Below are 12,290 nucleotides of genomic sequence, written 5' to 3'. Positions count from 1 at the left end.
TTGTATTAATTACAATTTAGCAACGTGCTTAGTTAATTTAGATTTTAAATTAGAAGCTTTGTTATCATGAATGATATTCTTTTTAGCTAATTTATCAATCATAGATATCACGCTTGATAATTTAGAAGTAGCATCTGTTTTATCAGTAGCTATTCTCAAGGCTTTGATAGCGTTACGAGTAGTTTTATGTTGGTATCTGTTTAATACTCTTCTCTTTTCGTTACTTCTAATTCTCTTTAAAGCTGATTTATGATTTGCCATTTTATTATTTTTTTATCTTTTACTAATTTTTGTAGTCCGTAAGGGAATCGAACCCCTGTTACCAAGACGAAATCTTGGCGTCCTAACCCCTAGACGAACGGACCATTATCCCCTAAGTTTTTATCAATCTAAAATATTGAAATTGTAGCCCGTAGCGGAATCGAACCGCTCTTACATGGATGAAAACCATGCGTCCTAACCGATAGACGAACGGGCCATACTTCCTTCTAAGTTCAGGAAAACTTTAATCTGCAATAAAAATAGTAGCCCGTAGCGGAATCGAACCGCTCTTACATGGATGAAAACCATGCGTCCTAACCGATAGACGAACGGGCCCTGCTTCTCTAATGCGGATGCAAAAATACAACTATTTTTGAAACGTACAATAGTACATGCAAAAAAAATTATTTTTTTTTAATACGCCTTTGCAAACAACACTCTTCCTACTGAGCTTTCCCCAGTAAAAACACAGCTTCCCGCCTCTTCTACTCTATCCAAAGGAATACATCTGATAGTAGCTTTAGTCAAGTCTTTAATCTTCTCTTCCGTTGCTGCAGTTCCATCCCAATGTGCTGATACAAAACCTCCTTTAGTATCTAAAACCTCTTTAAACTCTTCAAAACTGTTTACTTCAGTAATATGCGTATTTCTGTAATTTAATGCTTTTTCGAACAATTCTTTTTGAATTTGCTCTAATAAATCACCAATATAAGCTGTAATTCCATCTTTAGAAACTACTTCTTTAGTCAATGTATCTCTTCTTGCCACCTCAAAAGTTCCATTTTCTAAATCTTTTGGACCAACTGCTATCCTAACAGGTACTCCTTTTAATTCCCATTCAGCAAATTTAAAACCAGGCTTCTGAGTCGTTCTATCATCAAATTTCACAGAGATGTGTAATTTTCGTAAAGCTGCTGTCAAAACATTTACTTCGGCTGTTATAGCGGCCAATTGCTCGTCTGTTTTGTAAATAGGAACAATCACCACCTGAATAGGTGCTAAACTAGGAGGCAATACCAATCCTTGATCATCTGAATGTGTCATTACTAATGCACCCATCAAACGAGTAGAAACCCCCCAAGAAGTTCCCCAAACATATTCTTGCTTCCCTTCGGCATTTGCAAATTTAACATCAAAGGCTTTCGCAAAATTCTGACCTAAAAAATGTGATGTTCCAGCTTGCAAAGCTTTTCCATCCTGCATTAAAGCTTCGATACAATAGGTCTCTTCAGCTCCTGCAAAACGTTCGGTTTCAGTTTTCATTCCTTTTATAACTGGAATTGCCATAAAATTCTCGGCAAAATCAGCATACACATTCATCATTTTTTCTGATTCTTCAACTGCTTCTGCTTTTGTAGCATGAGCTGTATGCCCTTCTTGCCATAAAAATTCTGCAGTTCGCAAAAATAACCTGGTTCTCATTTCCCAACGCACTACATTCGCCCATTGATTAATTAATAAAGGTAAATCTCTATAAGACTGAACCCATCCTTTGTAAGTGGACCAAATAATAGCCTCACTTGTAGGACGAACGATTAATTCCTCTTCTAATTTCGCATTAGGATCAACCATAAGTTTCCCTGGTTTGTCCGGATCATTTTTTAATCTATAATGAGTCACAATTGCACATTCTTTTGCAAATCCTTCTGCATTTTTTTCTTCAGCCTCAAACATGCTTTTGGGAACAAATAGTGGGAAATAGGCGTTTTGATGACCTGTTTCTTTAAACATTCGATCCAATTCAGCTTGCATTTTTTCCCATATTGCATATCCGTAAGGTTTGATAACCATACAGCCTCTAACTCCTGAATTTTCGGCTAAATCGGCTTTAACAACCAATTCGTTATACCATTTTGAATAATCTTCTGATCTTGTAGTTAAGTTCTTACTCATATTGAATAATTTGGCACAAATTTTGCATTAATAATTTTAAGTAAATAGTTCAGCAAAACTAACTATTTTTGTAATGTGCAACAATAAAAACTCCATATATATGAAAACTAGTACTCTTTCCTTCCGAAACCCAACAATATATTACTTTGTTGGATTTTTGAGCGTCCTGTTGACATCCTGTGGCTCCTACCAAAACAGTTCTTACTATGATTCTGACGGAATATATGGTAACACTCCAAGAAGAGCTGTAGAAGTTGAGACGCAAAATGCTCCAAATAATCAATACAAAGACTACTTTGGGTCTTTGCAGAACAATAACCAACCTGTAGAAATTTTTACAGATGTAGACAATTACAATGATTATAATATAGAAAACGACAGTATAGACTATAACAACTATCCCGGATGGGGCAGTAATCCTCAAACTGTAAGCATAAACGTTTATGACAATGGATGGGGAATGAATAATTGGTATGGAAATAACTGGGGTTGGAATACTGGTTATGGATGGGGATGGAACGTTGGTTTTGGATGGAATAATTGGTACGGAAACAATTGGTACGGAAATAATTGGGGTTGGAATAGTTGGTATGGAAACAACTGGGGCTGGAATAACTGGTATGGTAATAATTGGGGATATCCAAATTACTACAATAACAGAGCCTATTCTTATAACGCAAGCAGAAGAGGTTCTTCTTATACTACCAATACAAGTAGCAATAGAAATTACAGTACCCGAAGTTCAGCAAATTACTCTAGAAACCAGAGCAATACCGTTAGTCGCAGAACTAATTCAAATTACAGAGGAAATACGAATACTGATTTCAGAAGAAGTACTACAAACGGATTCAATAGAACTAGTCCAACATTTTCAAGAAATCAAAACAATTCCAACAGTACACCTAGCAGAAGATCAAATACAAGTAGCACACGTAGCGAAAACAACTCTCCTGCAAGATCATATACTCCAAGTTCAAGAAACGATAACAATTCCAGATCATACACTCCTAGCTCAAATAGTTCGGGAAATTCTGGCGGTGGCGGTAGATCATCTGGCGGTGGCGGAAGAGGTGGCAGAGGATAATAATTCTTTCTACACCTTCCTATTTTGATATTAAATTAAAACCTACGAATTAAAAATGAAAAAATATATATTTTTATTAGCTTTAGGCTTCACTGCAAGCGTTGCACAATCACAAGAAATATCAGATGCCATGCATTACGCACAGGACAACCTGAACGGAACAGCTCGTTTTAGAGCAATGGGTGGTGCTTTTGGAGCTCTTGGCGGGGATTTATCCTCTCTAAATGTAAATCCTGCAGGTTCAGCAGTGTTTACAAACAACCAAATGACTCTTACCTTAAGTAATTTTGACACAAAAAATAAGTCTAATTATTTTGGCAGCACGACAAGCGAGAAAAACAATTCCTTTGATTTGAATCAAGCGGGTGCCGTTTTTGTTTTTAATAACAAAAATCCAAACAGCAATTGGAAAAAGATTTCATTGGGTGTTAATTACGAAAACATTAAAAATTTTGACAATGGCTTTTTCTCTGCCGGAACCAACCCAAACAATTCTATAGGCGATTATTTTTTAAGTTATGCCAACAATTCTAATAATGGAGCTCCGGTACCTCAAGAATTTGTAAATACAAATCCCGGAGAATCTATATCTGATTTATATTCCTTTTTAGGAAGCAATCTCCCTAATAACCAGTATCCAAATTTAAATGGATTTGCAGCCCAACAAGCATTTTTAGGTTACCAAGGTTTTATTATTGATGCAGTTGACGAAACTAATAATAATTCCCCTTACATATCAAATGTTCCAACTGGAGGTAATTATTACCAAGAAAACTCTATTTACAGCACTGGATATAACGGAAAATTATCTTTTAATGCAGCGACATCATATAATGACAAACTGTATATAGGTCTGAATTTGAACTCTCATTTTACCGACTTTCACAAATCATCTACTTTTTTCGAAGAGAATAATGCCCCATTAACAAATGATTATACAGTAACTCGATTAAGTTTTGAAAATGACTTATACACTTACGGAACAGGATTCTCTTTTCAATTGGGTGCAATCGCAAAGGTTTCTGATGAAATTCGTTTAGGTCTGGCTTACGAATCATCTACATGGTATAAATTAAATGATGAGTTATCGCAAAGACTATTTGCAGTAAGCAGCGCAACAAATGCTGACGACACCAATGATGTTGTAAATCCACAAATCGTTAATATTTACGAGCCTTATAAATTACAAACTCCAAGCAAACTAACCGGAAGTTTTGCTTATGTTTTTGGAAAATCTGGTTTAATAAGTGTTGATTACGCTATTAAGGATTATAGTAATACTAAATTCAAACCTGAAAACGATCCTTATTTTAATGATTTAAACAGTGATATGAATTCAATCTTAGATACAACAGGCGAACTACGAATAGGTGCTGAATATAAAATTGATGCTTTGAGTCTAAGAGCAGGATATCGTTACGAACAAAGTCCTTACAAAAACTCCGTAACAATAGGAGATTTAACTGGATATTCAGCAGGTTTAGGGTACAGTTTTGGTTCTACCAAAGTAGATTTGGCCTATTCATACGCCAAAAGAAACTCACAACAAGCATTTTTCAATCAAGGATTTACAGATGGTGCCAGTATTGAGGCGATAAACAACAATGTTTCAGTAACATTATTATTTGAATTGTAATCAATCTGAAAAATAAAATTTAAAATCCGTTTCGTTATCATGGAACGGATTTTTTTTAGCCCTGATAGTCCCGAAGCGTCGGGAGAAATCCTCCCGTTTTTTCGGGACCAGCAGGAATAGCTCCATAAAAAACACAAAGATTTATGGTCCTAAAAATAAAAATTGTAATTTTGCAAAATTCCCAAATTATCGGGATTCTAATGTTATGAGAACTAAGTCGTTAAAAAAGAATAAAATCAACGTAATCACTCTTGGGTGTTCGAAAAATGTGTATGACAGTGAAGTGCTAATGGGACAACTTCGCGCAAGCGGAAAGGACGTTACGCACGAAGCTCCGGAAGCTGAAGAGGGAAATATTATTGTAATAAATACTTGTGGATTTATTGATAATGCTAAAGCAGAATCAGTAAATATGATTTTGGAATATGCTGACAAGAAAGAAAGAGGTTTAGTCGACAAAGTATTCGTTACAGGATGTTTATCTGAACGTTACAGACCCGATTTAGAAAAAGAGATACCAAATGTAGATCAGTTTTTTGGTACTACAGAATTACCACAATTATTGAAAGCTTTAGGAGCGGATTATAAGCATGAATTATTAGGGGAACGATTGACTACGACTCCAAAAAATTATGCCTATTTAAAAATTTCAGAAGGTTGCGACAGACCGTGCAGCTTTTGTGCGATTCCGTTAATGCGAGGAAAAAACGTTTCACAAACTATTGAAAAATTAGTAAAAGAAGCGGAAGGATTAGCTAAAAACGGCGTAAAAGAATTGATCTTGATTGCTCAGGATTTAACGTATTACGGTTTAGACCTTTACAAAAAGAGAGCTCTGGGAGAATTATTGGAAGCATTAGTAAAAGTAGAAGGAATTGAGTGGATTCGTCTGCATTACGCCTTCCCTACCGGTTTCCCAATGGATGTTCTGGAAATCATGAAGCGCGAGCCTAAAATTTGTAATTATATTGATATTCCGTTGCAACACATTTCAGATTCTATCTTGAAATCAATGCGTCGTGGAACAACTCAAGCAAAAACAACAAAATTATTAAAAGATTTCCGCGCTGCAGTTCCCGGAATGGCTATTCGTACTACTTTGATTGTAGGATATCCTGGAGAAACACAAGAGGATTTCAACATATTAAAAGATTTTGTTCAAGAAATGAAGTTTGACAGAATGGGTTGTTTTGCTTATTCTCACGAAGAAAATACGCATGCTTACGCACTGGAGGATGATGTTCCAGATACCGTAAAACAAGAACGCGCAAACGAAATCATGGAATTACAATCGCAAATTTCCTGGGATTTAAACCAAGAGAAAGTAGGACAAACATTCAAATGTATCATTGACAGAAAAGAAGGTGGACATTTTGTAGGAAGAACTGAATTTGACAGCCCTGATGTAGATAATGAAGTCTTAATTGACGCATCAAAACATTATGTGAAAACGGGTGAGTTTGTAATGATAAAAATTATTGAAGCAACAGAATTTGATTTATACGGAGAACCAGCATAATTTTCTTAAGACGATTTTAATCCATTTTAAAAACTAAATATGAAATCATTTCAATCACTATTAATCATCGCATTTGTATTATTATCAACAAATATAATTTCGGCGCAATACGGTAATGGCGGATATGGAAACGGTTACGGTAATGGTTATGGAAGTAATCGTAGAATGAATAGTGCAATGGATCAATCCAGAACTCAAGACAAACCAAAAGAAATTCCTGTTGAAGTAACGGTTGGAAAAATCATGAAGCGAATACAACCGGAACTTATTCTGGACGAACTTCAGGTAATTGCAATCTCAAATATTTTGACCGAAAGCATAAAAACTCAAGGCATGCTTATAAAAGCAGAAGTTAGCCAAGATGAAAAAATAAAAAACATAACAGTTCTTTCAGAAACTACTGATAGAAAAATAATGGAATTATTAAACAAAGACCAAAAGGAGAAATATATAGCTATGAATGAAGAAGCTAAGAATCCTAAAAAATCGAAATCTAAAAAGAAATCTAATTAATCGATTTTTAGTCTGTTGCTAAATGAAAACCTACATGAGAAAAATTTTTTATTACCTTATTTTGGCAGTTATCGCTGCATCCTGCTCAACAAATCCTTATAAAAAGAGTGAAAAAATTTATGACTCTAAACTCAAAACATTAAAAGAGACTATTTCTAATAAAGATCCGCAGCCATTACCTGTTATTCCTCATGTAGAAATAAACATTGACACACTATACACAAAACAGTTGCATACCTATAAAGATACTCTTTCAAAAATGGGGTCTACACCTTTGCAAAACGGTGTCAATACGGAATGGATAGGAACTGTAAATTTTAATTTAAGAAAGCCGAATTTCATTATTATTCATCATACCGCACAGGATTCATTACAACAAACACTAAAAACATTCACCAAAATAGAATCTCAAGTGAGTTCCCATTATCTAATTTCGGATGACGGTAAAGTGGTTCAAATGTTGAATGATTATTTAAGAGCGTGGCATGCAGGTGCTGGTACTTGGGGAAAAAATACAGATATCAATTCAACATCAATAGGAATTGAACTAGACAATAATGGATCTGAAGTTTTTTCTGAATTACAAATCAACAGCTTACTGGCACTTTTGACTAAGCTAAAAAAAGATTACAATATTCCTGCTCAAAACATTATTGGTCACGCAGATATTGCACCAACCAGAAAAAAAGACCCTAGCCAATTGTTTCCTTGGAAAATATTAGCCGACAAAGGTTTTGGTATTTGGTCAGATGAGTTTTTAGAAACTGCGCCTATTAATTTCAATATAGAACAAGGATTGCGAATTATAGGATATGATACAAAAAATTTACCCGCAGCAATAACTGCTTTTAAACTACATTATATTCAAACAGAAGTCAATGAAGTATTAGATGAAAAAACAATAAACACCATTTATTCTATTTACAAAAAACAGTAAATAGTTTATATTATACAAACACCTATAAAAACGGTTTTTTGAATCATTCAAAGAACCGTTTTTTTATTTAAATACTTTTTCAAACTCTTCTCGTAGTTTATCCTAATATAGACTTCTTTTACTTTTAAAAGCTAAACAAACAGGCTGACATAAAACCGGAAGCATAATAACGACTCCATACAAGATGAACAAGTTGTTGCAAGTAATACATGAACCCTTAAAGTTTTTATGACTGCATAACAAATCCAACTGTAATATCTAAACAAAAAAAAGCTGCCAAAATACTTAAAAGCATCTTGGCAGCTAAAAAAAAAAATATTATTTCAATACTAGAATGAGTATGTTGTTGCAAGTAATGCATAAGCTGTTAAACCTTTTGGCGCAGCATCACTGTTTGTAAAGATATCTTCTGAAGCTGTATCAACACGGAATTCAGGAATAATAGTCAAGTTTCCTACTTTATAGTTTAGTGATAAAGTATTACCTACAACACTAGTTCCAGCAAGTGAACCAAGTCCAGCAGTTGCATCTTTAGCATCCAAATACTCTAATCTGTAAGCTAAACTTAATGATTCTTTCAATGCAAAATTTGCATATCCTACTAAAGCAAACCATTCACCATCTAATGTACTATCAAAGTCATTGTTAGTCATTGCATAAGTACCGTTGAATCCTAAAGAGAATGAATCACTCACTTTCTTTGAACCTACAAAATCAAATTGTGTTTTGTTCTCATCAGAAGAAGGATTACTACTTCCAGAAGTAACATTGAAATATGCACTTCCAGTATCACCAACATAGCCTAATTGACCTATGAACGTTTTTTGGCTTGAACCTGCTTCAATTGTTGTTTTAAAATCTGTTGGATTTGAAACTCCAGCCATGAAGCTGAATTTTCCAGAAGTATATTGTGCTTTTACCCCAGTATTAAAGAATGGACCGTAAGTAAATGCATAAGACATACTGTAGTTTTTATTATCTACCGCATCTAGAAGTTCATATCCTACATGGGTTCCAAAACTACCTGCAGTAACTTTAAATTTATCTGAAAATTCATAAGTGAAATTCAATTGTTTGATCATGAAAGTTGAAGCGGCATCATTATAAGTAAATTGAGCAGCTCTGTTTCCAAACCCCAAATCAACAAAAACAGATGCTTTCCCCATTTTATGAGATGCTTCGATGGAAGCCATCCCTAATTCAAATGAATTGTGAGAATTTGTAAAACTGGTCAAACTGTTGTCTACACCAGAAAAATCATATTTATAATATGCATCAGCAGATCCTGCAAAAGTAGTTGAAGGTGCAACTGGAGCGTCTTGTGCGAAAGTTAAACTTGTTGTTAGCATTAATGCTAAAATAGCTAGGTTTTTTTTCATCTTTAATTGGTTTTAATTAGTAATCTAGTTTGGTTATTATTTTGGTCTTAGTTTATACGGTTTAAAAAATTCTAGTACTTATAATCCAGAAAACTGCTTTGAAATGCACTTTTTTTAATGTGAAATTTTCTTGTTTCTGAAGCGAATTTATTAACTTTTATTTCACTTGAATTACTATTTGGCACTTTTTTGCCTTGTTTTGAGAAGAATTATTAATAACGAAAAATCAACAAAAAATAATAGATATTCCGTATTTTAAAGCATCAATTTTAAAAATTTAATAATCAGTTTTTAAACACCTACCCCTATTTTTTTGAATTATAAACCATATATAAATCTTAAAAATCATTTTTTACAGACATTTTTGCGTGAAATAAAATCAAACCCCTATAAAAAACACACATTAAAATAAATAATCAATTTTAAGAATAGAGACTTGATGTACTGATTTTTTTATACAAAGACATCTATATATAAAATTTTCATCAAAGGAAACACAATTTAGACTACATTGAAAAAGCGGCTAAATCAAAAGTGATAAAAAACTAAATCACCCTATTATTAACACTAATTTTATGAAAATTTTAATTGTGATCAGATTCCTTTTTTAGTACTTTTAAACCATGTTTCGTTTAGCACTTAAAATTTCCGTTTTACTTGTATTCCTCACTTTTTCCCTTATTTGGGTAAGTGATAAACTTTCAATACTTATTCATGAGAAGCAATATGATTTTTATGAACTAGCCGAAAATAACACCGAAGAAAACAATTTTGAGAGTAAGCTAAAACTACTGTTCATGGATTCAATTGAACTTTTTAATTGTTTCGAATATTACTCTTTTAATAAAGCCCGAATTAATTCTTTCGATTTATTTGTAGTCAAAGAGTTTGCTTTAAAAAATTTCACTCCTCCGCCAGAAATAGTTTAATCCCTAATTTTTACTAAAAAAACATTATTAATATATGTCCCAATTTAAAACTGGGAACATACACCTTTACTATTATCTAAACACATGAAAAATTTATTTATAGCGTTCACTATTTTATTTACAACTTCATTAATTGCACAAACCCATCAAATTATCAAACATGATGGCGAAACGATGGATATAAACTTTATTAAAACAGCAAATAATTTAGTTTACTATACGTTACCTCAAAGCGTCGAAGAAAAGACAATCAGTCAATACGCGGTAGCACAATTGAATGAAAAGTCAAAAAGTGATTCTAAAATCATATCTGAAAAAATTCAACTAAATGGAAAATCAGATTATAAAAAAGTTGTTGTACTAAAAAAACATCAAACCATCGGATTGAAAGAATCTGGGATAATTACAAGTTTTTACGGAGGAACGAAAGGAGAATCTTCTTTATCGTTTTCTGATAACGGTGAAAAACGATTAAAACAAAATGCTGCGCTTAAAGGGTCTGCATTTATTGTGATTCTTTCCAATAAACCAAAAGATTTAAAAGCAGCTATTTACACCTATTAATAAGTTTAAATCAAGTAATGAATTGACAACTTGATACTTTTATAAATAGGAATCGAGTGAATAAAAAAATCGAGAACAGATTTGTTATAAATACAATTCCTGTTCTCGATTCTTTACTTATAATATGCACTAAATACTATTATTCTATAATCAATGACTTCATATTTATAAATTCTTTGATTCCTATTGCACCTAATTCTCTGCCATAACCTGATTTTTTTATGCCTCCAAAAGGAACCCTAGAATCAGATCGCACTAATGAATTCACAAACACATTTCCTGCTTCAATTCTCCTTGCCAGTCTATATGCATTTTCTCGATCTTCTGTCCAAATTGCAGAAGCCAATCCATATCTATGATTATTAGCAATAGTTATAGCATCATTCTCATCTTTAGCTCTAATAACAGTTGCTAACGGTCCAAAAGTTTCTTCCTGAAAAGCAATATTATTTGAATCAACAAAATCTATTAGCGTAGGTTGAAAATTACAATCTTCGCGCTCCCCGCCTACTATTAATTTAGCACCTTGTTGTAATGATTTTTCCAATTGATTTGCTAATTTCTCCGCTAAATCAAGCCTAGCCAGTGGCCCCATATTAATTCCTTGCTGTAATGGATTTCCTTGTTGCAATGATTTTATTTTTTGGGTAAAAAGCGCTGTAAATTCATCCGCTACTTTCTCTGTAACAATAAATCGTTTGGCACAAATGCAAGCCTGACCTGCATTTAGCATTCTGGATTGTGTTGCAACCGTAGCTGCCTTTTCAAGATTTGCATCATTCAAAACTATAAATGCATCTGAACCTCCCAATTCCATGACTGATTTTTTGATATGTTTTCCTGCCAATGAAGCCACAGATGATCCCGCCATTTCACTTCCGGTCAAAGTAACTCCATGCACAATATCCGCCGCAATTACACTTTCGGCCTGAGGAATATCAATCGTAATTTGTTGAAAAACACCTTCAGGAAAACCAGCTTCCAAAAAAGCATTTTCAATAGCTTTGGCACAACCAATAACGTTTGGCGCATGTTTCAAAAGTGTCACATTGCCCGCCATAATTGCCGGAGCAGCATAACGCAACACTTGCCAAAAAGGATAATTCCAAGGCATTATAGCAAAAACAGCTCCCATTGGATCATAAACCGACATACTTTTGAAAGGAGTATCATAATATTCATCTTTCAGCATTTTTTCAGCATTTTCGGCATAGAAGTCACAGTTTCCAGCTGATTTTTCTACTTCAGAAATACTTTCTGATAGCACCTTACCCATCTCATTGGTAATCAACAAACCGAGCTCCTCTTTCTTTTCTCTAAGAATGTTAGCTAGCTTTTTCATCCAATCTGCTCTTTGCTCAAATGTGGTTTGTTTCCAGTTTTTAAATGCGCGTTCTGATAATTGCAATTTTTGATTCAATTGCGCATTTGTCAATACTTCGTGTTCGGCAATAATTAGTTGTGAAAACGGATTTATCGATTTAAAAACCATGTGTTTGTAATTTAAATTCTTTGAAATATAAGTTTTGGAAAATTAAGCAGCAGTTTAAAATCATTTTAAACATTGATTAACGA

Annotated in this window: 10 protein-coding genes and 3 tRNA genes; 6 read left to right on the top strand and 7 right to left on the bottom strand. The window is 33.6% G+C overall.

All coding sequences use genetic code 11. The annotated features are described in order from the left end of the window. Positions 1-9 precede the first annotated feature (9 nt). The 5 genes from rpsT to proS all read right to left on the bottom strand — a co-directional run bounded on the left by rpsT (position 10) and on the right by proS (position 2,154). A complete protein-coding gene (gene rpsT, locus C8C87_RS04670; protein WP_035673520.1) occupies positions 10-261 on the bottom strand; it encodes a 30S ribosomal protein S20 in 252 nt (83 codons plus the stop codon). Positions 262-293: 32 nt separating this feature from the next. After that, positions 294-365: transfer RNA gene (locus C8C87_RS04665), tRNA-Glu, on the bottom strand. Positions 366-406: 41 nt separating this feature from the next. Further along, positions 407-478 (bottom strand) — tRNA-Glu (locus C8C87_RS04660). Positions 479-525: 47 nt separating this feature from the next. Further along, a tRNA-Glu gene (locus C8C87_RS04655) sits at positions 526-597 on the bottom strand. 78 nt (positions 598-675) lie between these two features. Continuing rightward, on the bottom strand, positions 676-2,154 hold the full coding sequence (proS, locus tag C8C87_RS04650; RefSeq protein ID WP_121341541.1) for a proline--tRNA ligase: 1,479 nt from the start codon (positions 2,152-2,154) through the stop codon (positions 676-678). Between the two features lie 100 nt (positions 2,155-2,254). Here proS and C8C87_RS04645 point away from each other — a divergent pair, with 100 nt between their 5' ends. From C8C87_RS04645 to C8C87_RS04625, 5 genes are all read left to right on the top strand, one after another. Continuing rightward, positions 2,255-3,238, top strand: a complete 984-nt coding sequence (locus tag C8C87_RS04645) for a hypothetical protein (RefSeq protein ID WP_121341539.1) — start codon at positions 2,255-2,257, stop codon at positions 3,236-3,238. A gap of 55 nt (positions 3,239-3,293) precedes the next feature. Then, positions 3,294-4,874 carry an OmpP1/FadL family transporter gene (locus C8C87_RS04640; RefSeq protein WP_121341536.1) on the top strand — a complete coding sequence of 527 codons (1,581 nt, stop codon included), beginning with the start codon at positions 3,294-3,296 and terminating at the stop codon, positions 4,872-4,874. Between the two features lie 205 nt (positions 4,875-5,079). Then, positions 5,080-6,393: a 30S ribosomal protein S12 methylthiotransferase RimO gene (rimO, locus tag C8C87_RS04635; RefSeq protein ID WP_099715919.1), complete on the top strand. Its 1,314-nt coding sequence runs from the start codon at positions 5,080-5,082 to the stop codon at positions 6,391-6,393. A gap of 39 nt (positions 6,394-6,432) precedes the next feature. After that, on the top strand, positions 6,433-6,906 hold the full coding sequence (locus C8C87_RS04630; RefSeq protein WP_099715920.1) for a hypothetical protein: 474 nt from the start codon (positions 6,433-6,435) through the stop codon (positions 6,904-6,906). Between the two features lie 34 nt (positions 6,907-6,940). Continuing rightward, a complete protein-coding gene (locus C8C87_RS04625) occupies positions 6,941-7,843 on the top strand; it encodes an N-acetylmuramoyl-L-alanine amidase (protein WP_121343290.1) in 903 nt (300 codons plus the stop codon). A 329-nt stretch (positions 7,844-8,172) separates the two neighbouring features. On the opposite strand, the gene C8C87_RS04620 is transcribed toward C8C87_RS04625, so the two are convergent. Beyond that, positions 8,173-9,222 carry a porin gene (locus C8C87_RS04620; RefSeq protein WP_099715921.1) on the bottom strand — a complete coding sequence of 350 codons (1,050 nt, stop codon included), beginning with the start codon at positions 9,220-9,222 and terminating at the stop codon, positions 8,173-8,175. A gap of 1,013 nt (positions 9,223-10,235) precedes the next feature. Here C8C87_RS04620 and C8C87_RS04610 point away from each other — a divergent pair. Then, on the top strand, positions 10,236-10,715 hold the full coding sequence (locus C8C87_RS04610; RefSeq protein WP_121341534.1) for a hypothetical protein: 480 nt from the start codon (positions 10,236-10,238) through the stop codon (positions 10,713-10,715). Positions 10,716-10,854: 139 nt separating this feature from the next. Here C8C87_RS04610 and C8C87_RS04605 read toward each other — a convergent pair whose 3' ends face one another. Beyond that, positions 10,855-12,207 (bottom strand): NAD-dependent succinate-semialdehyde dehydrogenase, encoded by a 1,353-nt coding sequence (locus tag C8C87_RS04605; RefSeq protein WP_121341531.1) that lies wholly within the window; start codon positions 12,205-12,207, stop codon positions 10,855-10,857. Positions 12,208-12,290 lie beyond the last annotated feature (83 nt).

The sequence above is a fragment of the Flavobacterium sp. 120 genome (assembly GCF_003633605.1).
In the GTDB taxonomy this organism is placed as follows: domain Bacteria; phylum Bacteroidota; class Bacteroidia; order Flavobacteriales; family Flavobacteriaceae; genus Flavobacterium; species Flavobacterium algoritolerans.
The sequence above is the reverse complement of the archived record's forward strand: the minus strand, read 5'-3'. Positions and strand labels throughout refer to the sequence as shown.